Genomic DNA, 22837 nt, shown 5'->3' on the forward strand with positions numbered 1-22837 from the left:
CTCCCGGCTTTCGGAATCCCCCGGATCACGGTCGTCCGGAATGGCCTCGGGATTCACCGGGAAGAGGACCACGGTCGCGCCCGCCAATCGGGACAGATGCTCCACTAACCCCCCAGCAGGGGGAGGTTGCCCTTCCGTTTCCTTCCCTGAACTGGCACTCGGTCAGTAGTCTCGACCGTCGGGGCCAATGAGCGCGTATGCAGGGGACATTGGAGACGTCGATGGAACGACCCACCTGGGCGCCGCAGGGCATTGACCTGTCGGTGCCGAGCGTGTCGCGCGTGTACGACTATTACCTCGGGGGCTCGCACAATTTCGAGGTGGACCGGATCACCGCCCGCAGGGCCCTGGAGGCGTTCCCCGGCATCCCCAAGATCGTGCAGGCCAACCGCGCGTTCATGCGCCGTGCGGTGCGCTACGCCGTGGAGTGCGGTGTCACCCAGTTCCTCGACATCGGCTCCGGCATACCGACCTTCGGCAGCGTGCACGAGGTGGCCCGGCAGGCCGCGCCCGACGCCCGCGTGCTGTACGTGGACAACGACCCGGTCGCCGTCGCGCACAGCCGCGCGGTGCTCAGCGGGGTGCCGGGCACCGGCATCCTGACGGGCGACCTCCGCGAGCCGGAGGCCGTCCTCGCCAGCCGGGAGGCCCGCGAGCTGCTGGACCCGAGCAGGCCCACGGCGCTGCTGCTGGTCGCCGTGCTGCACTTCCTGGAGGACGAGGAGAAGCCGCACGAGCGGGTGGCGACCCTGCGCGACGCGTTGGCCCCCGGCAGCCTGCTGGTGCTCTCGCACGCCTCGGGCGACAACGGCCCGGTCACCGTGGAGCAGTGCGGCCGGGTCGCGGAGATCTACCGGGACGGCGGAAGCCGTCTGGTCATGCGGGCGGAGTCCGAGGTCGCGCGCTTCTTCGAGGGTTTCGAGCCGGTCGACCCGGGGCTCGTGCCGATAGGGCGGTGGCGCCCGGACGGACAGATCGAGGACGAGGATCCGATGGCGTTCAGCGGCATCGTCGGGGTGGGGCGCAAGGCGTGACCGAGACCGTTCCGACCCATCACCTTCCGCCGGACGGACTGCGGCGGTTCGCCACCATCTGGTGCCGCGCGCTCTACCCGGCCACCGCCACGTCCATGACCAAGCGCGAGTTCGAGGACCTGCTGGTCGCCCTGAGCGAGCGGCTGGCGATCGCGCTGCGCGCCCGGTCCTTCGACCCGAGCCCCGGCGTCTCCGTCGGCGAGGCGCTGGTCACCGCGCACTGCACCGCGCCCGAGGCGCTGACCCGCGCGCTCGGCGTGATCGACGCCTATCTGCTGCTCTACTGCGCCGACCCGGCCGTCCTCGGCCCGGACGAGGGCCGCAGCCGCTGCGCCAAGCTCCAGCACGCCATCGCCGCCGGCTTCGCCCGCGCGCTGCAGGAACGCACCCGCAGCGAGCAGGAGGCGCTGTCGGTCGCGGCACTCACCGCGCAGACGGAGATCGCCAACGCGCTCCACGAGAGCGAGACCCGCTTCCGCGCGGTCTTCCGCGACGCCGCGCTGGGCATCGCCATCGCCGGCATCGACGGGGAGATCATCGACACCAACGAGTCCTTCGCCCGCATGATGGGCAGCGCCTCGCCGCCGCGCCGGCGCAACGTCCTGGACTGGACCCACCCCGACGACTCCCCCGAGGTCTGGCGGCTCCAGCGCGAGCTGATGCGGGGCGAGCGCGAGCACTACCAGGTGGAGAAGCCCTACAGCCGCAGCGACGGCACGGTGCTGTGGACCAACCTCACGGTCTCCCTGCTGCGCGACGCCGAGGGCGAGCCGCGGTACATGCTGGTGATGGTGGAGGACGTCTCCGAGCGCCGGCTGCTGAACCTGCGGCTGCGTTACCAGGCGACCCACGACGCGCTGACCGACCTGCCCAACCGTTCGATGTTCTTCGAGCGGCTGGAGCAGGCGCTGGCCGCCGGCTCCTCGCAGAGCAGGGTCGGGCTGTGCTACCTGGACCTCGACGGCTTCAAGGCGGTCAACGACAGCCTCGGGCACGCGGTCGGCGACCAGTTGCTGATCGCGGTGGCCGAACGGCTCCAGCCGTGCGCCTCCGGGCCCGGCCAGATGCTGGCCCGGATCGGCGGCGACGAGTTCGTGGCGCTCTTCGTCGACCCGCCGACGGTGGACTCCGTGGCCGAACTGGCCCGCCGGGCGCTGGACGCGCTCGCCACCCCGGTGACCGTCGGCGACCGGGAGCTGATGGTGCGGGCGAGCATCGGCGTCGTCGAGGGCCCCACCCGCAACCTCACCTCGGCCGAGGTGCTGCGCAGCGCCGACATCACCATGTACCGGGCCAAGGCGGAGGGCGGCAACCGCTACGCGCTGGCCGACCCGGACTCCGACGCGCGCGCCATCAGCCGCCACCACCTCACCCACCACCTCCCGGCGGCGTTGAAGGGCTGCGAGTTCTTCATCGAGTACCAGCCGCTGGTGCGGATGGAGGACGGCAGCCTGGAGGGCGCCGAGGCGCTGGTCCGCTGGAGCCATCCGCGCCACGGGGTGCTGGGGCCCGACCGGTTCATCCCGCTGGCCGAACACACCGGCCTGATCGTGCCGTTGGGCCGCTGGGTGCTCCAGGAGGCGGTGCGCCAGGCCTGCCAGTGGCAGGTCCGCGGCATCGGCGGTCCGCGCCCGCTGCGGGTGAACGTCAACCTCTCCCCGCGCCAACTGCACCACCCCGAGCTGGTCGAGGACACCGTCGCGGTGCTGGAGGAGGCCGGGCTGCCGCCCAGCGCGCTGTGCCTGGAGGTGACCGAGACGGCGATGATAAGAGCCGACGAGAACGAGCTGCGGCCGCTGCGGGAGCTGGCGGAGCTGGGCGTGGGGATCGCGCTGGACGACTTCGGCACCGGCTACTCCAACCTCGCCAACCTGCGGCGGCTGCCGGCCAACACCCTCAAGCTGGACCGCTCGTTCACCCAGGGCCTCCAGCGCGACCCGGCCGACCCGGTGGACCTGAAGATCGTGGAGGGCATCGTCTCGCTCGCCCACGCGCTGCGGCTCTCGGTGACGGTGGAGGGCGTGGAGACCTCGACCCAGGCCGAGCAGCTCAGGGAGCTGGGCTGCGACTCGGCGCAGGGCTGGTTCTACGCGCGGCCCGGTCCCCCGGAGCGGCTGCCAGAGGCCGTCTGAGGCGGGGCGAGCACCAGCCGGCGCGGTGCCGCCGCCCTCGGCGGCGGCAGCCGCAGCGGCCCCGCGCCCGGGGTGAGGGAGCCGAGGACGGCGGCGGAGGCGGCGCCCGTGGCCGCCGGCAGGCTGCCGGGCAGCCCGTGGACGGTGAGGAAGCCCAGCAGCGCGAAGAGCAGCGCCTCCTTGGCCGAGGACGGCATTCCCTCGGCGTCCGTGGGCCGCACCTCGGTCGGCGCGGCGAGCGCCCGCACGCGGGCCATCAGCGTCGGGTTGCGCAGCCCGCCGCCCGAGACCAGCAGCTCGGTCAGGCCCAGCGTCCGGCAGGCGGCGGCGACCAGCTCCGCCGTCAACTCGGTGACGGTGGCGACCAGATCGTCCCCCGCCACCGCGCCGGGGGGCGTGAGGGAGGCGAGGTAGCCGCCGTGGAAGCGTTCCTTTCCCGTGGACTTGGGCGGCGGGAGCCGGTAGTAGGGCTCCCGCAGCAGCGCGGCCAGCAGCGGGCGGTCGACGCGGCCCCTGGCGGCCGCCGCGCCGTCCGTGTCCATCCGGCGGGCGCCGCCGCTGGTCTCGGCGACGGCGGCGTCGATCAGCGCGTTGGCCGGGCCGAGGTCGTAGGCGACGAGCCGGCCGGCGGCGTCCCTGGCGGTGATGTTGGCGATGCCGCCGAGGTTGAGCACGCCCCGGCCGGCGGCCTGGAGCAGCGTCTCCTCGGCGCCGCCGAGCAGCAGCGACGCGTCCAGCAGCGGCACCAGCGGAGCGCCGTGCCCGCCCCTGGCGATGTCCCTGGTGCGGAAGTCGGAGACCACGGGCAGCCCGGTGGCCTCGGCGATCCAGGCGGCGGCGCCCAGTTGCAGGGTGCCGCGCGCCCGGGGGCCCTCGACCCAGTGGAAGACGGTCTGCCCGTGCGAGGCGACCAGATCGGCCCGCCCGCCGGCCACCTCGGCCACCGCGCGGGCGGCCACCCGGCCGAAGAGGCGGCCCAGTTCGGTGTCCAGCCGGCAGACGTCCGCCAGCGTGGTCCCCGCCGGCGGCAGCGCCGCGACCAGCTCCGCGCGCAGCGGGGCCGGCAGCGGCTCGCTCACCGCGCCCAGCGGGCGCAGCACCACGCGCTCCCGCGCGCTCCCGGCGCCGGGCTCGGGGGCGGCCTCGGGGTCGCCCTCGAAGGCGAGTTCGGCGACGGCGGCGTCCACCGCGTCGTGCGAGGTCCCGCTGAGCATCCCCACCACGCGCCAGGGCCCGGTGGGCGGAAACGGCGTACGGTCGGCCGGTCGCGGCTCGGTAGGATGAACGCTGTCCATGGTGGTGTTTTGTCACCCTCCGTGACTCTTCATCGCCCGCTGATCACTCTCACCATTGGAGCATCCGAGGATGGCCCGACACCTCATCACCAGTGCGTTGCCCTACATCAACGGGATCAAGCACCTGGGGAACATGGTGGGCTCGATGCTCCCCGCCGACGTCTACTCCCGCTACCTGCGTCAGCGCGGCCACGAGGTGCTCTACATCTGCGCCACGGACGAGCACGGCACGCCGGCCGAGCTGGCCGCCAAGGCCGCCGGGCTGCCGGTCGAGGAGTTCTGCGCCCAGCAGCACGCGGTGCAGAAGGGCGTCTACGACGGTTTCGGGCTCGCCTTCGACTACTTCGGGCGCACCTCGTCCCCGCAGAACATCGAGATCACCCAGCACTTCGCGCGCCGCCTGGCCGAGCACGGCTTCATCGAGGAGCGCGCCACCCGGCAGGTCTTCTCGGTCGCCGACGACCGTTTCCTGCCCGACCGCTACATCGTCGGCACCTGTCCCTACTGCGGCTACGAGGCCGCCAGGGGCGACCAGTGCGAGAACTGCACCCGCGTGCTCGACCCGACGGACCTGCTCGAAGCCCGTTCGGCGGTCAGCGGCAGCACCGACCTGGAGGTGCGGGAGACCACGCACCTCTTCCTGCTCCAGTCCACGCTGGAGCCCGAGGTCGAGGCGTTCGTCGAGCGGCACGCGACGGAGTGGCCGACGCTGGCCTCCTCCATCGCCCGCAAGTGGCTGACCGAGGGGCTGCACGACCGGGCGATCACCAGGGACCTGGAGTGGGGCGTGCCGGTGCCCGCCGACGTGTGGCCCGAGCTGGCCGCCGAGGGCAAGGTGTTCTACGTCTGGTTCGACGCGCCGATCGGCTATGTCGGCGCCACCAAGGAGTGGGCCGACGCGGCGCCCGAGGGCGAGGAGCGCGACTGGCGCTCCTGGTGGTTCGAGGCCGACGACGTCCGGCACACGGAGTTCATGGCCAAGGACAACGTCCCCTTCCACACGGTGATGTTCCCCGCCACGCTGCTGGGCACCAGGGAGCCGTGGAAGCAGGTCGACTACGTCAAGGCGCTCAACTGGCTGACGTACTACGGCGGCAAGTTCTCCACCTCGCAGAACCGCGGCATCTTCACCGACCAGGCGCTGGAGCTGCTGCCGGCCGACTACTGGCGCTACTTCCTGATGGCGGCGGCGCCCGAGTCCGACGACTCGGCGTTCTCCTGGGAGCTGTTCTCCTCGGTGGTCAACAAGGACCTCGCCGACACCCTGGGGAACTTCGTCAACCGCGTGCTGTCCTTCTCCCGCAAGCGTTTCGGCGACGCGGTGCCCGCGGGGCACGGGCCGGGTGAGGCGGAGCGCGCGCTGGGCGAGGAGATCGCGGGGCTGCTGGCCGAGTACGAACGGCAGTTGGAGGCGCTCCAGTTCCGCAAGGCGGCGTTCGCGCTGCGCGCGCTGTGGAGCGCGGGCAACGTCTACCTGGAGGCGAAGGCCCCCTGGAAGGAGATCAAGGCGGACCCGGAGGCCGCGGCGCTGACGCTGCGCACCGCGATCAACCTGATCCATCTGTACGCGGTGGTCTCCGAGCCCTTCGTCCCGTTCACCGCCGCCGCGCTGCGCGAGGTCTTCTCCCCCGAGGACCCGGCGGTGGCGGAGCGCCTGGCCGAGCGCTGGGTGGACGCCGAGGCCGCCGGCGCGCTGGACGCGGTGCCGGCGGGGACGCCGTTCACCGTGCCGGGCGTGCTCTTCGCCAAGCTGACCGACGAGGACCTGGAGGGCTTCCGGGAGCGCTTCGGCGGCGCCGAGGAGGAGTGAGGCGGCGGCCCGCCTCCGCCGGCCGGGGTCAGCCCCGCTCGGCGGAGGCGGGCGGGGCTGACCCCGCGCCGCCCTCCCTGGCCTCGATCAGGTGGCGCACCAGGGAGACCAGCACCCGGGTCGCCGAGGCCGCCTTGCGGGCGTCGCAGGCGACCACGGGCACCCGGGGGTCCAGGTCGAGGGCGACCCTGACCTCGTCGGCGGAGTAACGCACGGCGTGGTCGAACTCGTTGACCGCGACCACGAAGCCGAGCCCCCGTCGCTCGAAGAAGTCCACGGCGGGGAAGCAGTGTTCGAGCCGGCGGGTGTCGGCGAGCACCACCGCGCCCAGTGCGCCGTGGCACAGCTCGTCCCAGACGAACCAGAACCGTTCCTGCCCGGGGGTGCCGAAGAGGTACAGGACGTGCTGGTTGTCCAGGGTGATCCGGCCGAAGTCCATCGCCACCGTGGTGGTCGCCTTGCGCTCGACGCCCTGGAGGCTGTCGGTGCCCGCGCTGAGCTGGGTCAGCAGCTCCTCGGTGCTCAGCGGCTCGATCTCGCTCACCGCCCCGACCAGCGTGGTCTTGCCGACCCCGAAGCCGCCGGCGACCAGGATCTTGGCCGTGGTGGGGAACGGGTCGGGTCCGTCGGCGCCCTCGGCGGCCGGGCGTTCCCCGCGGCCGTTGCCGCAGCGGTGGTCGGAGCCGTTCTCAGAGCCGTTCGCGGAGTCCACGCAGGACCGCCTCCAGCAGGTCTCGGTCAGTATGGGGCGCGCCGGGGGCCTCCGGCGCGTTGACGGTCACGGCGCCGCAGGCCAGCAGGTCGCTGACGAGGACCTTGGTGACGGCCGCCGGCAGCCGCACCTGGGCGGCGAGCTCGGCGACGGGGACCGGGCGCTGGCAGAGCGCGAGCAGTTGGCCGTGCTCGGGGCCCACCGTGCCGCGCCGCGCGGGGCGGCCGGTGGCCCGCACCAGGGTCATCAGGTCGAGGGCGGCGGCCGGGCGGGTCCGCCCGCCGCTCGCCGTGTAGGGCCGCACCAGGCGCCCGGCCGCCTCGTCGAGCCAGGCGCCGGTGCCCGCGTCGCGCAGCTGGTCCATGGCGGCGCCTCAACGCCCGACCGGCAGCCGCAGCGGGCTTTCCAGCACCGACCGCACGCTTCTGACCAGCAGGGTCATCTCGAAGCCGAGCACGGCGGCGTCGGCGTGGCGGTCGGCGAGCGCCGCCAGGCACGCCCCGTTGCCCGCCGCGCGGACGCTGAGCAGCGCCGCGTCCCACTCGACCACCACCTGGCGCACCGGTCCGCCGTCGGCGAACCGGGTGCCGGCGCCCCTGGCCAGCGCGTGCAGCCCGGAGGCGAGCGCGGCGAGCTGCTCGGCCGTCTCCCGGTCGAGTCCGTGGGCGGCCCTGACCGCGCCGTCGACGGTCAGCAGCAGCGCGCTGCGGGCGTGCGGAACCCGCTCCACCAGACCGGTCAACAGCCGGTCGAGCGCGGGTCGTTGGTCGCTGGGGGAATCGTTGGGGGAAGCGTTGTCCATCGCTGTCCGGTCTCCTCGGGCGGGTTGTCGGGGCGTGCGGGCGGCGGTCAGGTGCCGCGCGCCTCAGCCTCCTCGGCCAGGGTGGCGCCGCGCCGGAAGGCGGCCATCAGCCCCGGGTCGGGGGGCTCGACCTCCTTCTCCCGCTCGGGGCGCGGCGGCACGCCGTCCCGCAGCTGCGGCACCAGGTGCTGCTGGCGCACGCGCCGGGGCAGCGGCGGCCGGTGGTCGTGCCCGGCGCCCGGCGGCGGCAGATCGGGGGCGACGACGACCGGCGGCAACGGCACGGGCTCGGCGGCCTCGGCGGTGCCGGGCGCCGCGGGGAACCGCGCGGGCGTCAGCGGGGGGCCCAGGGCGCGCCCCGGGGTGAAGTGGCCCTCGGCCTCGTCGCCGAGCAGCTCGTGCGGCAGCACCAGGACCGCCTGCACCCCGCCGTAGATGTTGCTCTGGAGGCGCACGTCGATGCGGTGCCTGCGGGCGAGGGTGGCCACGACGAAGAGGCCGACCCTGCCGTCCTCCAGCAGCGCGGTGACGGGGTGGCGCTCGGTGCCGGCGAGCACCGCGTTCATCTGGCCCTGCTCGGCGGGCGTCATGCCGAGGCCGCGGTCCTCCACCTCGACGGCCAGCCCGGCCGTGACCCGCTCGACGCGGAGCAGGACCTGGGTGCCGGGGGCGGAGAACTCGGTGGCGTTCTCCACCAGTTCGGCCAGCAGATGGACGACGTCGGCGACCGCGTGGCCGCGCACCGTGCCCTCGACCGGGGGCACCAGCTTGACCCGGGAGTACTGCTCGACCTCGGCGACGCAGGAGCGCAGCACCTCGGACATCCGCACCGGGCGGCTCCACTGGCGGCGCGAGATGGCGCCGCCGAGCACGGCGAGGTTCTCCGCGTGGCGTCTGACGCGGGTGGCGAGGTGGTCGAGGTGGAAGAGCCCCTTCAGCAGCTCGGGGTCCTCCACCTCGTGCTCCAGCTCGTCGAGGTACTCGATCTGGCGGTGCACGAAGGACTGCATCCGGCGGGCCAGGTTGACGAAGACCTCGACGCGTTCGTCGGAGCCGACGCGCTCGTCGGCGAGCGCCACCGCCTGGGCGACGGCGCACTGGGCGGCGTGCCGGCTCGCGGCGATCTCGTGGCGCAGCAGTTCGAGCGGGGCCTCCCCCGGCTCGGTCGGCGCCGGCCCCTCGGGCGGTCTGACGCGTTCGCCGCGCTCCAACTGATCGAGCAGCGCCTGGAGTTCGACCCGGCCCCTGGCGGCCTGGCGGCGCAGGGCGTGGACCCGGCCGGCCTGCCGGGCGGCTTCGGAGCCGGCCAGCAGGGCCGCCCCCGCGAGCAGCGCGCAGGTCAGCAGCGCGCCCCCGGTGAGCGCCGGCCACAGCGCTCCCCCGGCGCCCGAGCCGTCCGCCGGCCGGCTCCGTAACACGTGGCCGACCACCAGCGCGGCGAGCGAGGCGACCGCGGCCGCCGGCAGGACCGCCAGCGCGAGCAGTCGGCGCCGGAACCCCGGCTCGCGGAGCGCCGAGACCCGGCCGGAGGGCCGGCCGTGGCGGGCGGTGCGGGCCACCTGGCGGAGCGGTACTGGCATGGGTGTCCTTATCGGCCGGTCATATCTGCCGAAGCAACGCTAGGCAGCAACAGGCGGGCGACCCGGCGCACTTCTGGCATTCGCCACCCCCCGCCAGCTCCCATCGGGTGAATCTGGCGAAGCGGCTTGACCGCGGTCCCCGCGCGGCGTCAACGCCCCTCGCCGAAACCCGAGACGCGGAGGGTCACGTTCAGCCTGCCCCGCACACCGAGCGCCGGGGGCCCGCTGCCCGGCAGGGTGCGCGGTACCCCGTGGTACGCCAGCCGCGCCGGCCCGCCGAAGACGAACGCGTCGCCGGAGCCGAGCGTCACATCCGTCCAGGGGCGGCCCCTGCCCTCCGCGTTCCCGAAGCGGAAGACGCAGGAGTCGCCCAGGCTGAACGAGACGACCGGGGCCGGGGAGCGCTCGTCGCCGTCCCGGTGCATCCCCATCCGGGCGCCGTCCGGATAGTGGTTGACCAGCGCGATGTCGTACGGCTCGGCCGGGGGCGCCTCCCCGGGCAGCGCCTCGGCCACCGCCGCCAGCGCCCACTCCCCCAGCCACGCGGGGAACGGCTTGACCGGGGCGCCGTCCCCGTCCACGGCCGTGCGGGAGTAGCCGTAGGGGTACCAGTGCCAGCCGAGGCTGAGCTGCCGGGCGGACATGGTGCCGTTCCCGACGCGGACCACCCGCAGCCCGGCCGGCGGCGCGGCCCACTCCCGGCAGGACTCCAGCAGCGCGCGCTGGCGCGTCTCGTCCAGCCAGTCGGGGAGGTGGACGGCACCGGGCGCGATCTCGCGCGCGGGGCGGGCGAACAGGTCGGACCGGTCGGGGGGTGGTCGCTCGCTCATGAGCCCATCATGCGGGCGCGGTCTGACATCGCGGCCGGCCCGTGCCGTAGGGTCGCCTGCGGTTCGGCCTCAGGGCGGGGCCGGCCGGGAGGAGGAGCGTTGACCGAGGTGCCGACGGAGCCGACGCTGGTGGCGGTGCGGAACTTCCGCGACGTGGGGGGCCTTCCCACCCGGGAGGGGCGCACGGTGCGCCGGGGCCGGCTGTTCCGCAGCGGACATCTGGCGCACGCGACCGACGAGGACCGGACCTTTCTGGGTTCGCTGGGGCTGCACACCGTCTTCGACTTCCGCAACGCGGCCGACCTGGTGCAGGACGGCCGCGACGTGGAGCTGCCCGGGGTGCGGAACGTGAACATACCGCTGGACGACCCCGCCGAGGGCGCCGCGTTCTGGGAACTGGTGCACAGCGGCGACCTGGCGCGGCTGCGGCGGGAGTTCGGCGCGGGCGGCGGCGACACGCGGATGCGGAACACCTACCGGACGATGGTCACCACCCGCACCGCGGAGCACGGCCGGGTGCTGGCCGCGCTCGCCGACGGTGACACCCCGGCCCTGCTGCACTGCGCGGCGGGCAAGGACCGGGCCGGGCTGGCCGTCGCCGTGGTGCTGATGGCACTGGGCGTGGAGCGCGAGACCATAGCCGAGGACTACCTCAAGTCCAACGTGGCGCACCGCCGCTACCGGGTGCGCCGGGAGGCGACGGCGGACGCGGCCCTGGAGGCCCAGGTGGCGGAGCTGCTGGCGCCGGTGTTCGACGCCAGGATCGAGTACCTGGCGACGGCCTTCGAGACCATCGACGCCGAGTGGGGCGGCACCGAGGGCTACCTGTCCCGGGGGCTGGGGCTCACCGGACCGGCCAGGGAACGGCTGCGCGCCGCGCTGCTGGAGTGACGTCCGGAGCGGGAACGGGCGCCCGCCGGGGCCTACTTGCTGCGCACCACCACGAAGTCGGCGAGCGCGGTGAGCCGGTCCCTGGTGTCCAGCGGCAGCGGAACGGCGTCCAGCGCGCCGATCGCCGTCTCGTACCGGCGCCTGGCCTCGTCGGCCGTCCACTGCCGGCCGCCCGCCTCCTCGATCAGCGCGGCCCTGGCGGCGAACTCCTCCTCGTCGAAGTCCTCGAACTCCTCGCGGCTCTTCTTCGCGTCGGCGGTGAGCAGCGCCGTCAGCCGCGCGGCGGCCGGCCCCTCGGCGGCCATGGCGGCGACCACGGGCAGCGACTTCTTGCGCTGCCTGAGGTCGCTCCAGGTGAGCTTGCCGGTGGAACGCGGGTCGCCCCAGATGCCCAGCAGGTCGTCCACGGCCTGGAACGCCAGTCCCAGATGGCGGCCGTAGGTGTCCAGCGCGTCGGCCAGGGCGTCGTCCGCGCCGCCGAGCACCGCGCCGATGGAGGCGGCGAACGCCAGCAGCGCGCCGGTCTTGTTGCCCTCCATGGTCAGGCACTCGTCGACCGAGACCCGTTCCCGGTGTTCGAAGGCGATGTCCTGGGCCTGGCCGTCGATCAGCTGGCGGCTGGCCGAGGCGAGCCGGCGGGCGCCGCGGGCGGCGATGGAGTCGTCACCGTCCAGGATGATCTCGCCGGCCAGCGCGAAGAGCGCGTCGCCGACGAGGATCGCCTGGGCGGGGCCGTGCACCTTCCAGACCGTGTCCCGGTGGCGGCGCTGCTCGTCGCCGTCCATCAGGTCGTCGTGGAGCAGCGAGAAGTTGTGCACCAGCTCCACGGCGACGGCGCCCGGCACGCCCACCTCGGGGGCGGCTCCGGCGGCCTCGGCCGACAGCAGCGCGAGCGCGGGGCGGACGGCCTTGCCGCTGTCGCCTTCGGCCGGCCGTCCTTCGGCGTCGATCCAGCCGAAGTGGTAGGCGCCCACGGTGTCCATGGGCGGGGCCAGCCTGGCGACCGCCTCGCGCAGCGCGGGAGTGGTCAACTCGCGGCTGCGCTCCAGCAGTTCGGCGACGGCATGGGGACGGGGGGCGGCCGGGTTCACGCGGACTCCTTAGCCGGTCGGTGGGGGGTGGACGCTCCCTGGACCGCCGCGCGCGCGGCCGTCAGGCCGCTGCGCACCGCGCTCTCCATGGTCGCTGGCCAGCCGGTGGCGGTCCACGCCCCGGCGAGGTAGAGGCCCTCGGCGCCGGTCACGGGACCGGGCCTGAGCCGGCCGACACCCGGGGTGGGCGCGAAGGTGGCCGTGCGCTCGCGGGTCACGAAGAAGTCGAGCAACCGCGCCTGGGCCGCCCTCGGCAGCAGTCGTTCCAGCTCGGGGACGTAGCGCTTGCGCAGCACCTCGGCCGGCTCCTGGATCTCCGCGCCGACCGCCGACTGGGAGAGCGCCAGGTACTGGCCGCCCCTGGCGGCCGGCAGCGTGTCCAGCCCCGAGGGCCCGGTGCGGTCGAAGACCCACTGGACGGGGCTGTTGACGGCGGCGAAGAACGGGCGGTCCAGGACCGGCCGGTCGTAGATCACGTGCACGTTGAGGATCGGCGCGGTGTCGATGGCCAGCAGCCGGTCGGCGTCGGGCAGCGCGCCCGGCGGCAGCAGCCGGTGCGCCGCCTGCTGCGGAACGGCGAGCACCACGGTCTCGGCCGCCAGCTCCTGGTCGGGCCGGTGCCCCTGGCCCGGCCGGCTGCTGACGCCCAGCCGCCAGCCGCCGCCCGGGGCGGCGCGCAGCGACCTGGCCCTGGTGGCCAGCAGCACCCGCACGCCGGCGCGGGCCAGCGCGGCGCGGGCCAGCTCGTCGTGGAGGGTGCCGAGCGGCACCCGCGGCAGGCCGATGTCGGCCGCGCCGTTGCCGCTGAGCAGCCCGGTGCGGAACACCTTGGCCGCCAGCGCCAACGAGGTGTCCTCGGCCCGCGCGTTGAGCGTCGCGACACCGATCAGGTCCCAGAGCGCGGCGACGGCGCCGGGGCTCTGCCCGGTCTCGCGCAGCCAGTCGGCGAACGAGCGGTCGTCCAGCGCCGGGTCGTCCGGGTCGAGCCGGCGCAGGCCCAACGCGGCGCGCGCGACGGAGGCGCGCTCGGCGAGCCCGAGGTGCGGATAGCGGGCCAGGCCGCCGGCGAGGTGCAGCGGGACGGGCAGCGCGTTGCGGGTGATCCGCCCGAGCCTGCGGCTGTCGGCGTCCAGCACCGGCACCTCAAGACGGCGCTGCACGGGCGCCAGCCGGGCGCCGCCGACGCGCTCCAGCAGGCCCCGGTAGGCGGAACAGCACCGCAGGTAGACGTGCTGGCCGTTGTCCACGGTCAGCTCGCCGACGGCCGACTCACGGCGGAAGGAGAACGCGAGGCCGCCCAGGCGCGGCCGGGTCTCGACCAGCGTGACCCGCCGGCCGCGTGCCGCCAGCACCAGGGCGGCCGTCGTGCCGGCGAGGCCGCCGCCGACCACGAGGGCGCGGCGGCGTTCGCCGCTCACCCGCGCTCCCGCAGCGCGGCCCTGCGGGCGTCGAGCCCGGCCAGGCCGCGGACGGCGACCAGCGCCTTCTGCGCGGTCGGCAGCGCGACGCGGCCGCGCAGCACGGCGTGCGGGTCGGCGGCGATGCGGTCCAGCAGACGGTGGTAGATGCCGGCCATGGCCGCGACGCAGGCGCCGGAACGGCGGTCCAGCATGGGCAGCAGCCGGAAGCCGTCGGCGAACAGCTCGCGGGCGCGCCGCACCTGGAAGCGGACCAGGCCCGGGAAGTCGGCGTCCTCGCGCGGCGGGTCGTGGTGGGCGCCGTCGGCGAGGCCGAACTTGCGCAGCTCCTCGTCGGGCAGGTAGCTGCGTCCGTTGCCGGCGTCCTCCCGGATGTCGCGGAGGATGTTGGTGAGTTGCAGGGCCAGTCCCAGGGTGTCGGCGTACTCCGGCGCCCGGTCGGCGTCCCGTACGCCCGGCACGGTACCGAAGACACCGAGGGAGAGGCGCCCCACCGCGCCGGCCACGCAGCGGCAGTAGGTGCGCAGTTCGTCCCAGGTCTCGTAGCGGCGGCCGTGGACGTCCATCAGCACGCCGTCGATCAGCTCGTCCAGCGCCTCCAGCGGGACCGGGTAGCGCCGGGCGGTGTCGGCGAGCGCCACGGCCACGGGGTCGGTGTCGTCCTCGGCGACCCGGTCGGTCCGCACCCGCTCCAGCAGCTCGCGGGTGGCGCCGAGACGTTCCTCCTTCCGCGCGGCGGGCAGCGTGCCGTCGCCGATGTCGTCGACGCGGCGGGAGAAGGCGTAGAGCGCGGAGAGCGCCCTGCGGCGCGGGGCGGTCAGCAGGCGGATGCCGTAGGCGAAGTTCTTCGCCTGGTGGCCGGTGACCGCCTCGCAGTACTGGTAGGCGGCGAGCACGGGCGCGGGCGCGGCGGGGCTCTTGGTCACGGGCTGGAGCCTCACGTTCCTCGTTGTCGCAGTGCGGTCGCCGCCTCGTACGCCAGGCGGGCCCGGCTCGCGCGGGGCGGGCCGGCCAACACGTCGTAGCCGGCCTGGGCGATGGCGTGTGCCGCAGCGTAACCCCCGCCGAGGAAACCCGCGAGCAGCAGCCTCAGCCGCCCGCTGACGCTTCCCACCAGGGGGGCTCCCTCGTCGAGCAGCCTACGTGCTCGCTCGGTCTGGTAGGCGACCAGGGTCCGGACGGAGGCGTTGGCGGTGGGCTGGGCCAGGTCGCGTTCCGTCACGCGGAATCGCCGCAGGGCGGTGGCCGGCAGGTAGACCCGGCCCCTGGCGAGGTCCTCGGCGACGTCCTGGAGGTGCTCGACCAGCTGGAGCGCGGTGCATATGGCGTCGGATCGGCGGATCCGCTCGGGCGTCGCGGTGCCGGTGACGGCGAGCACCAGGCGGCCGACGGGGTTGGCCGACAACTCGCAGTAGTCGAGGAGCTGGCTCTGGGTCTCGTAGCGGCGCACCCGCTGGTCGACGCGGTTGGCCTCGATGAGCGCGCGGAACGGCTCCGGGGTGAGGTCGGCGCGGCGGACGGTGGGAACCAGGCCGGCCAGCAGCGGGTGCCCGGGGCCGGGGCCGGTGGCGGCGAAGACCCGGTCGAGGTCGGCGGTCAGCGCGTCCAGCAGGGCCAGCCGGTCGTCGGAGCGGTCGCGGTCCACGCCCAGCAGCGTCGCGTCCGCCCCGCCGGGCGGCAGGTCGCCGTCGCCGATGTCGTCCACCAGGCGGGCGAAGCCGTAGACGGCCATCAGGTCGTCCCGCCAGGCGCGGGGCAGGAAGCGGGGGGCGACCGGGAAGTTCTCGTGGGCGGCCTTGGCCAGCGTCGCCGCCGCCGACCGGTCCCCGGCGGCGGTCACCACGCCGGTCCCGTCCTCACCATTGCCGTCATGCTCGTATTTCTACCTCGGGTCGCGGAGCCTTCCGTCTCCGGACACGCTACCCCGGCCGGCGAGGGGGCCGGCGCGGTGCGCCGGCGTGTGGCGGGCGGAGGCCGGGGCCGGGCCGGCCATCCGCCCGTCGCGGCCTACTTGTTGGTCTCCTCCTCGTAGGCCTTCAACACCTGCTCGGTGGGGCCGTCCATCATCAGCTCGCCCCGCTCCAGCCAGAGCACCCGGTCGCAAGTGTCCCGGATCGTCTTGTTGTTGTGGCTGACGAGGAAGACCGTGCCGGCCTCGGCGCGCAGCTCGCGGATGCGCTCCTCGGAACGGCGGCGGAACTTCTTGTCGCCGGTCGCCAGCGCCTCGTCGATCATCAGGACGTCGTGGTCCTTGGCCGCGGCGATGGAGAACCGCAGCCTGGCCTGCATCCCGGAGGAGTAGGTGCGCATGGGCAGGGTTATGAAGTCGCCCTTCTCCTGGATGCCGGAGAAGTCGACGATGCCCTCGTAGCGGTCGCGGATCTGTTGCCTGGTCATGCCCATCGCCAGGCCGCCCAGGATCACGTTCCGCTCGCCGGTCAGATCGTTCATCAGGGCCGCGTTGACGCCGAGGAGCGAGGGCTGGCCGTCCGTGTAGACCTTGCCGGTCTCCGGCGGCAGCAGGCCCGCGATGGCGCGCAACAGGGTCGACTTGCCCGAGCCGTTGGTGCCGATCAGGCCGATCGCCTCGCCGCGGTAGGCGACGAAGCTGACGCCCCGTACGGCGTGCACCTCGCGGACCCGGGCGTTGGGCTCGCGGCGGAGGATCCGGCGCAGCGCGGCCGTCGCGTTGCCGCGCTTGGCGGCGCCGTTGACGCGGTAGACGATGTGCAGGTCGTCGGCGATCACGGTGGGGACGCGGCCGTCGTCGACGACCTTGATGGGGGCGGGGATGTTCCAGTCAGCCACGGCCGTACCGCTCCTCCGCCTTCCAGAAGTACACGAAACCGCCGACGCCCACGACGACGGCCCAGCCGAGCGCCCACCACCAGGTGGTCATCGGGACGCTGTCATGGTAGTTGCCGTCGATCATCGCGTAGCGCACGAGGTCCATGTAGACGGCGGCGGGGTTGGCCGACAGGACGTCCGCCATCCACAGGGGCACGTCCTCCGCCTTCTGCACCATGTAGCGCAGCGGGAACATCACACCCGAGGCGTACATCCAGGTCCGCAGCACGAAGGGCATCAGCTGCACCAGGTCGGGGGTGGAGGAACCCAGCCTGGCCATGATCATCGCGAGACCGACGTTGAAGAGCAGCTGGAGCGCGAGCACCGGGATTACCAGAAACCAGCTCCAGCCGGGGAGGTGCCCGAAGCAGACCACGATGATCACCAACACGACCATCGAGTAGAGCAGTTGCTGGAGCTGTTGCAACGAGAAGGAGATCGGCAGCGAGGCCCGGGGGAAGTGCAGGGCGCGCACCAGCCCCAGGTTGCCGGAGATCGACTTGACCCCGGAGAGCACCGACTGCTGGGTGAAGGTGAAGATGAAGACGCCGATGACCAGGAACGGGATGTACTCCTGGTTGTCCATCCCGCCGCGCCCACCGATCAACATCCCGAAGATCAGGAAGTAGACGAAGGCGTTCAGCAGCGGGGTGAAGACCTGCCAGAGCTGGCCCAGCTTCGCCTGGCTGTACTGCGCCATGAGCTTCGCCTGCGAGAAGGCGAGGATGAAGTAACGACGACCCCAGAGCTGCCGCGCGTACTGCGGCAGCGAAGGTCGAGCGCCACTGACGGACAGACCATGACGGGCCGCGAGTTCTGCTAGGGGCACTTCGCGGGGGGACGCACTGTCGTGCGTGGTCTCACTCACCTTGGGAAACTTTCGTCCTCGCAGGGCAAAGGGCGGTAGGGGCCGCGCGAACGCTTCGGCCCCAGGATGGTCTCAGACCCGAGCTTGTCAGATAACAGGAGGTCGTCCCAGCCGGGTCAGCCGCCATACCGTACGCCAACGCATCGCCCTGCGTTGACCACACGGGGTACGCCAGCCCTCGGCGAAGCCGCCGAACCACGCCTTCAGCGCCGTCCAGGAGGGGCGCCTGACCAGGGTGAGCAGCATCCAGACGCCGAGATAGACGGGAATCAGGGGAATCGGCAGGTTCCTGCGGGCCAGCCAGACCCGGTTCCTGGCGACCATGCGGTGGTACATCGCGTGCCGGGAGGGCGCGGTGGTGGGGTGGTGCAGCAGCAGATCCGCGCGGTAGTCGATCGCCCAGCCCGCGTCGAGGGCGCGCCAGGCCAGGTCGGTCTCCTCGTGGGCGTAGAAGAAGTTGTCCGGGAGGCCGCCGACGTCGCGGAAGACGTCGGTGCGCACCGCGTTGGCGCCGCCGAGGAAGGTGGTGACCCGGGAGGAGCGCATCGGGTCGGAGGCGCGCAGCCGGGGGACGTGGCGGCGCTGGGTGACCCCGGTGTCGGGATCGGCGATCCGGAAGCTGACGATGCCCAGGCCGGGGTCCGCGGCGAACGCCTCTCGCACCAGGCGGACCGTTTCTTTGTCCGGAAGCAGCCCGTCGTCGTCCAAAAACAGCAGCACGTCGACGTCGGAGCCCGCGGGCCCGAACGCCTCGATGCCGACGTTCCTGCCTCCGGGAATGCCCAGGTTCTCCGGGAGTTCGACGCCGCGGACTCCCTCGGGGAGCGGGGGCAGCCCGGCGCCGTTGCCCACCACGACGACGTCGACGGCCTTGCCCTCCTGGGCCGCCACGGAGTCGAGCAGGGCGCGCAGCTCGGCCGGGCGGTCCCCCATCGTCAGCACCACGGCGCCGACGCCGAGGGACGCCGGGTCCGTCTCCGGGGCGCTCACCGCAGCCTGCTGGAGGCGAGGATGGAGACCAGGTGCAGCAGCGTCTGGAGCAGGGCGATCGCCGCCAGGAACGCCACCCCGAGCCGGGTGAAGAACAGCTCGCCGCCGATGGCGTCCGCCACCGCGACCACCAGGATCAGCAGCGACGCCTCGACGCCGCCGACCAGCCGGTGGAACTTGAGCGCGGCGGCCGCCCTGCGGGCCAGCGCCAGCCCGGAGGAACGCGGCGTGGCCGCCTCGTCCTTGACCGCGGGCAGCCCGCTGCGCGCCCTGGCGACGTCGACCAGGTCGGTCTCGGCCTTGATCAGGATGGCGCCGAGCGCGGCGAGCGCGCCGAGGAACGCCCAGAGCCAGTTGGCCGACTCCTCGTGCTGGCCGAAGAGGTCGGCCGCCCGCATCCCGAACCCGACGAGCAGCGCCGCCTCGGAGAGGTAGTGGCCGACCCGGTCGAGGTAGACGCCCGTGATCGAGGTCTGGCCGCGCCAGCGGGCGACCTCGCCGTCGACGCAGTCCAGCAGCAGGTACAGCTGTATCAGCAGGGCCGCCAGGACCGCGCCCGTCAGCCCGGGGATCAGCAGCGCGGCGCCGGCCGCCACCCCGGCGAGAACCATCAGATAGGTGAGCTGGTTGGGCGTGACCCGGGTGTTGACCAGGTGCCTGGTCCAGCGCAGGGAGATCTCCCGCATGTACAGCCGCCCGGCCCAGTGCTCACCGCTGCGGCGGTCCTTGACGCCGGCGGGGTGCACCACGGGTCGGAGTTCAGCTACCGATGGCTTTGACATAGTCCGCGTACGCGTCCCTGATTTCGTCGGTGGTCAGGTCGAGGTGTTCGAGGATGGTGTAGCGCCCGGGGCGGGTCTGCGGGGCGAACGCCACGGCGGTGACGAACTCCTCGGTGGAGAAGCCGATCTCGTCCGGCCGCACGGGCAGCCCGTGCCGCGCCAGCACCTCGGCGAAGAGCCCGCAGGAGTCCCCGTCGCCCCGCAGGTGCATGGCGAAGGCGGCGCCGAGGCCGACCTGCTCGCCGTGCGGGGCGGAGCGGCGCGGGTAGAGGATGTCCAGCGCGTGCGAGATCTCGTGGCAGGCGCCGGAGGACGGGCGGCTGTGCCCGGCGATGGACATGGCGATGCCGCCGAGCACCAGCGCCTCGGCCAGCACGGTCAGGAACTGGTCGTCGTCGCAGTCCCCCGGGTGCCGCAGGACGGCCTCGCCGGCCTGACGGGCGATGGCGGCGGCCAGCCCGTCGATCTGCTCGCCGGTCTCCCGGTGGGAGAGCTCCCAGTCGGCGATGGCCGAGATGTTGGAGACCGCGTCCCCGACGCCGGAGCGCACGTAGCGCCGGGGGGCGTCCCTGATGACCTCCAGGTCGACGACGAGCGCGATGGGCGCGGGCACCCCGTAGGAGCCGCGGCCCGCGTCGTTGTCCAGGGTGGAGATCGGGGAGCAGATGCCGTCGTGGGCGAGGTTGGTGGCGACCGCGACCATCGGCAGGCCGACGCGCGCCGAGGCGTACTTGGCGGCGTCGATGATCTTGCCGCCGCCGAGGCCCACCACGGCGTCGTAGTGGCCGGAACGCATGGCGTCGGCCAGTTGGACGGCCGCGTCGATGGTGCCGCCGGCGACCTCGTACCAGTCGGCGCCCGGCAGCGCGGGGGTCAGGCGCTCGCGGAGCGTGGCGCCCGAGCCCTTGCTGATGGCGACGGCCAGCCGGCCGGAGGACGAGATCCGCTGGTCGGCCAGGAGCCCCGCCAGGTTGTCCAGGGCCCCCGCCGCGATGTCGACCGAGACCGGGGACGGGATGAGGCGGGTCAGTACCGGCACGCGATCTCCCTGCCCCGGGCGAGGTCGTCGTGGTTGTCGATCTCGACCCAGCTGACCTCGCCGATCGGCGCGGTGTCGAGGTGGAAGCCGCGGTGGACCAGCTCCTGGTAGCCGTCCTCGTAGTAGAGCTGGGGGTCGCGCTCGTAGGTGGTGCGCAGCGCGTCGGCCAGCTCGGCGGCGGCCTCGGGCTCGATGAGGGTGACGCCGATGTACTCGCCGGTGGCCTCCGAGGGGTCCATCAGCTTGGTGATCCGGCGCACGCCCTTCTCCGGGTCGGCGACGACCTTCATCTCCTCGTCGGCCAGGTCCTTGACCGTGTCCAAAGCGAGGATGATCCGGCGGCCCTCGCCCCGGGCGGCGAGCAGGGTGCGCTCGACGGAGGCCGGGTGCACGGTGTCGCCGTTGGCCAGGATCACGCCCTCGGCGATGACCTCGCGGGCGCACCACAGGGAGTAGGCGTTGTTCCACTCCTCGGCCTTGTCGTTCTCCACGAGGGTGAGCTTCACGCCGTAGCGGCGCTCCAGGTCGGCGCGGCGCTCCTCGATGGCCTCCTTGCGGTAGCCGACCACGACGGCCGCCTCGGTCAGACCGACCTCGGCGAAGTTGGCCAGGGTGAGGTCGAGTACGGTCCTGGCGTCGCCGCCCTCCGGGTCGATCACCGGGACCAGTGCCTTGGGCAGGGTGTCGGTGTAGGGGCGAAGGCGCCTTCCGGCGCCGGCGGCCAGCACGAGGCCGATCATGCGGGTTCTCCTGACTCGTCGTGTACGGCTGGTGCCTGGGAGGAGACCCAGAAGCGGATGCTCTCCGCCAGCACCAGGAGCGCCAGGACCCCGGCGAGGGTCGCGAGCGCGAGAGTGAAGCCCTGGCCGCCGGCCCACAGGGCGGCGGCGACCGTGACCACCAGGGCACGGCCCTCGTGGCCGCCGGTGGCGTTGACCAGCCAGCGGGGAGGCGCCCCGGCGCCGCCCCGGAGGCGGTACACCGTGTCGTAGTGATGGTAGGCGCTCGCGGCCACCAGGCAGAAAGCCGCCGGCAACGCGCCGTTCACCTCGCTGTGGGCGGCCAGCAGCAGGATGGTCAGGTACTCGCCGGCCCGGAAGAGCGGCGGGAGCAGCCAGTCGAGGCGGCCGTCCAGCGGCAGCGCGGCGGCCCGGCCGGCGAGGAGCGCGTAGCCCACCGCGCCGAGCACGGCGAGCCAGCTGCCCTCCCCCACCGTCGGGGGCAGGGTGAGCAACAACACGGCCACCGCGAGCAGCGCGAGGGCGGGGGCGGGCACCGGCAGCGGCAGGCGGGGGCGGGCGGCGAGCGCCGCCAGCGGGCCGTTGTCGGCGAGGCCGGCCAGCGCCTCGGGCGCCGAGGCCGCCGAGCCGCGGCCGCGCAGCGAGCGCAGCAGCCGGCCGGCGGTGGTGTAGCAGGCGGCGAGGGTGCTGGCGACCAGCAGCACCACCAGGGTGGTCCTGGGGGTGGTCAGCGCCGTCAACACGGCGATGAGCAGCCAGCGTTCGCCGATCGGGAGCACGATCATGCGACGGGCCCAGACGGTCCAGCCGATGCGGTCGAGCCGGCCCGATATGGCGTTGGCCGCGCCGCCGCCCGAGGGGGCGGGCGGATGGGACTCGTTGAAGGCGAAGTCCACGATGTGCCGGCAGGTGCCCAGGATCATCGCGCCCAGCGCCAGCGCCCAGACGTCGTCGTCGGAACGGGCGGCGCCCAGCGCGAGGCCCGCGTAGAACGCGTACTCCTTGGCGCGGTCGAAGGTGGCGTCCAGCCAGGCGCCGAGCGTCGAGTACTTGAGCGCGTAGCGCGCCAACTGGCCGTCCGCGCAGTCGAGCACGAACGAGGCCAGCAGCAGCACGCCGGCGGCGACGAAGCCCCAGCGCTCGCCGGTGGCGGCGCAGCCGGCGGCGATCAGCGCGGTGAGCAGCGAGGCGGTGGTGACCTGGTTGGGCGTCAGGCCGCGCCGGGCGCACCAGCGGGCCACATAGCGGGAGTAGGGGCTGACGAGGTGGGTGGTGGTGAACCCGTCGCGCGACTTGACGGCGGTGCGCAGCCGGACGGCCTCGTCGTCGACGGCGGCGACGCGCTCCACGGCACGGGCGCGGGCGGCCTCGTCGACCGGGACCTCGGCGACGAGGGTGCCGAGCTCCGGCCGGTGCGGCTCGGCGCCGGCCTCGGCCAGCAGCACGGCGAGCCGGTCCACCGTGCGGTCCGCCTCGGGCGGGGCGACGAGCCCGCCGGAGGCGGCCTCCCGGTCGGCGCCGTCGCCGGCGAGCGCGGCGAGCGCGGAGGCGAGCGCCCGGCGGCCGGCGGGGGCCGCCGTCAGGGCGCCGGGGACGGCGGCGGTGGCGAAGCGCGGGTCGGTGAGGCCCAGGCGCAGGCTGTGTCGGTGGCCGACGAAGCGGGGGTCGACGAGGGCGACCCGCCGACCGGCGGGAACGGCCGCCACCGCCTCCGCCAACTCGCCCGGCGACCGGACCGTCGAGACGGTGAATCCCAACGCCCGCAACTCGTCCTCAAGGGAGGACCCGGGGTCGGGTGGTCCGGTCAGGATGGCGCTGGACAGCTGACTCACTCCTCGCGACAACTCCGCGCTCTGCGGCGGCATGTCGGCAGAGATTATCTGATGACCACCGCGCGGCAAGAACGGCGTTGGGGTGGGGAAACCCACGGTTCACTTAGGGCGTCCGACGAACACCGAATGTGACCCTACGCGATG

21 protein-coding genes are annotated in these 22837 nt (G+C 73.8%); 4 read left to right on the top strand and 17 right to left on the bottom strand.

The window, feature by feature from the left end; all coding sequences use genetic code 11:
- Positions 1-221: 221 nt before the first annotated feature.
- Together CRP51_RS10840 and CRP51_RS10845 are read left to right on the top strand one after the other, a co-directional pair.
- Entirely contained in the window at positions 222-1034 is an 813-nt protein-coding gene (locus CRP51_RS10840) for an SAM-dependent methyltransferase (RefSeq protein WP_097230866.1), read from the top strand.
- Positions 1031-3166, top strand: a complete 2136-nt coding sequence (locus CRP51_RS10845) for a putative bifunctional diguanylate cyclase/phosphodiesterase (protein ID WP_245880501.1) — start codon at positions 1031-1033, stop codon at positions 3164-3166. Before CRP51_RS10840 ends, CRP51_RS10845 begins: the two co-directional genes overlap by 4 nt.
- Here CRP51_RS10845 and CRP51_RS10850 read toward each other — a convergent pair.
- Positions 3121-4380, bottom strand: coding sequence for an anhydro-N-acetylmuramic acid kinase (locus CRP51_RS10850; protein ID WP_245880502.1), 1260 nt, complete (start codon positions 4378-4380; stop codon positions 3121-3123). The two genes, CRP51_RS10845 and CRP51_RS10850, sit on opposite strands and share 46 nt — an antisense overlap.
- A gap of 151 nt (positions 4381-4531) precedes the next feature.
- Here CRP51_RS10850 and metG point away from each other — a divergent pair, with 151 nt between their 5' ends.
- A complete protein-coding gene (metG, locus tag CRP51_RS10855) occupies positions 4532-6271 on the top strand; it encodes a methionine--tRNA ligase (protein ID WP_097230868.1) in 1740 nt (579 codons plus the stop codon).
- A gap of 28 nt (positions 6272-6299) precedes the next feature.
- Here metG and CRP51_RS10860 read toward each other — a convergent pair whose 3' ends face one another.
- The 5 genes from CRP51_RS10860 to CRP51_RS10880 form a co-directional block, all read right to left on the bottom strand.
- Entirely contained in the window at positions 6300-6866 is a 567-nt protein-coding gene (locus CRP51_RS10860; RefSeq protein ID WP_245880518.1) for a GTP-binding protein, read from the bottom strand.
- A gap of 94 nt (positions 6867-6960) precedes the next feature.
- Complete coding sequence (locus CRP51_RS10865) at positions 6961-7347, bottom strand: DUF742 domain-containing protein (protein WP_097230870.1); 387 nt, start codon at positions 7345-7347, stop codon at positions 6961-6963.
- 9 nt (positions 7348-7356) lie between these two features.
- Positions 7357-7785: a roadblock/LC7 domain-containing protein gene (locus CRP51_RS10870; protein ID WP_097230871.1), complete on the bottom strand. Its 429-nt coding sequence runs from the start codon at positions 7783-7785 to the stop codon at positions 7357-7359.
- Positions 7786-7832: 47 nt separating this feature from the next.
- Complete coding sequence (locus CRP51_RS10875) at positions 7833-9365, bottom strand: sensor histidine kinase (RefSeq protein ID WP_097230872.1); 1533 nt, start codon at positions 9363-9365, stop codon at positions 7833-7835.
- A 149-nt stretch (positions 9366-9514) separates the two neighbouring features.
- Positions 9515-10195, bottom strand: coding sequence for an alpha-ketoglutarate-dependent dioxygenase AlkB family protein (locus CRP51_RS10880; protein ID WP_097230873.1), 681 nt, complete (start codon positions 10193-10195; stop codon positions 9515-9517).
- Positions 10196-10294: 99 nt separating this feature from the next.
- Here CRP51_RS10880 and CRP51_RS10885 point away from each other — a divergent pair, with 99 nt between their 5' ends.
- A complete protein-coding gene (locus CRP51_RS10885) occupies positions 10295-11086 on the top strand; it encodes a tyrosine-protein phosphatase (RefSeq protein ID WP_245880503.1) in 792 nt (263 codons plus the stop codon).
- A 32-nt stretch (positions 11087-11118) separates the two neighbouring features.
- Here CRP51_RS10885 and CRP51_RS10890 read toward each other — a convergent pair whose 3' ends face one another.
- The 11 genes from CRP51_RS10890 to CRP51_RS10940 all read right to left on the bottom strand — a co-directional run bounded on the left by CRP51_RS10890 (position 11119) and on the right by CRP51_RS10940 (position 22726).
- Positions 11119-12177 carry a polyprenyl synthetase family protein gene (locus tag CRP51_RS10890; protein WP_097230875.1) on the bottom strand — a complete coding sequence of 353 codons (1059 nt, stop codon included), beginning with the start codon at positions 12175-12177 and terminating at the stop codon, positions 11119-11121.
- A complete protein-coding gene (gene hpnE / locus CRP51_RS10895; protein ID WP_097230876.1) occupies positions 12174-13595 on the bottom strand; it encodes a hydroxysqualene dehydroxylase HpnE in 1422 nt (473 codons plus the stop codon). The genes CRP51_RS10890 and hpnE overlap by 4 nt, the downstream gene beginning before the upstream one ends.
- Complete coding sequence (hpnD, locus tag CRP51_RS10900; protein ID WP_245880504.1) at positions 13592-14521, bottom strand: presqualene diphosphate synthase HpnD; 930 nt, start codon at positions 14519-14521, stop codon at positions 13592-13594. Before hpnD ends, hpnE begins: the two co-directional genes overlap by 4 nt.
- 11 nt (positions 14522-14532) lie before the next feature.
- Complete coding sequence (gene hpnC / locus CRP51_RS10905) at positions 14533-15438, bottom strand: squalene synthase HpnC (protein ID WP_097230877.1); 906 nt, start codon at positions 15436-15438, stop codon at positions 14533-14535.
- Positions 15439-15602: 164 nt separating this feature from the next.
- A complete protein-coding gene (locus CRP51_RS10910) occupies positions 15603-16403 on the bottom strand; it encodes an ABC transporter ATP-binding protein (RefSeq protein WP_245880505.1) in 801 nt (266 codons plus the stop codon).
- Positions 16396-17310, bottom strand: a complete 915-nt coding sequence (locus CRP51_RS10915; protein ID WP_097230878.1) for an ABC transporter permease — start codon at positions 17308-17310, stop codon at positions 16396-16398. Before CRP51_RS10915 ends, CRP51_RS10910 begins: the two co-directional genes overlap by 8 nt.
- 87 nt (positions 17311-17397) lie before the next feature.
- Positions 17398-18243, bottom strand: a complete 846-nt coding sequence (locus CRP51_RS10920) for a glycosyltransferase family 2 protein (RefSeq protein WP_097230918.1) — start codon at positions 18241-18243, stop codon at positions 17398-17400.
- 53 nt (positions 18244-18296) lie between these two features.
- Positions 18297-19082: a CDP-alcohol phosphatidyltransferase family protein gene (locus tag CRP51_RS10925; protein WP_097230879.1), complete on the bottom strand. Its 786-nt coding sequence runs from the start codon at positions 19080-19082 to the stop codon at positions 18297-18299.
- Complete coding sequence (locus tag CRP51_RS10930; RefSeq protein ID WP_097230880.1) at positions 19060-20121, bottom strand: iron-containing alcohol dehydrogenase family protein; 1062 nt, start codon at positions 20119-20121, stop codon at positions 19060-19062. The genes CRP51_RS10925 and CRP51_RS10930 overlap by 23 nt, the downstream gene beginning before the upstream one ends.
- Positions 20109-20861, bottom strand: coding sequence for a phosphocholine cytidylyltransferase family protein (locus CRP51_RS10935; protein ID WP_097230881.1), 753 nt, complete (start codon positions 20859-20861; stop codon positions 20109-20111). The genes CRP51_RS10930 and CRP51_RS10935 overlap by 13 nt, the downstream gene beginning before the upstream one ends.
- The gene (locus CRP51_RS10940) at positions 20858-22726 is read right to left on the bottom strand and encodes a DUF5941 domain-containing protein (protein ID WP_245880506.1); all 1869 of its coding nucleotides are present in this window, start codon (positions 22724-22726) and stop codon (positions 20858-20860) included. Before CRP51_RS10940 ends, CRP51_RS10935 begins: the two co-directional genes overlap by 4 nt.
- Between the last annotated feature and the right edge of the window lie 111 nt (positions 22727-22837).

Origin of the sequence: Streptomyces zhaozhouensis, assembly GCF_900230195.1 — a bacterium.
Classification (GTDB): domain Bacteria; phylum Actinomycetota; class Actinomycetes; order Streptomycetales; family Streptomycetaceae; genus Streptomyces; species Streptomyces zhaozhouensis.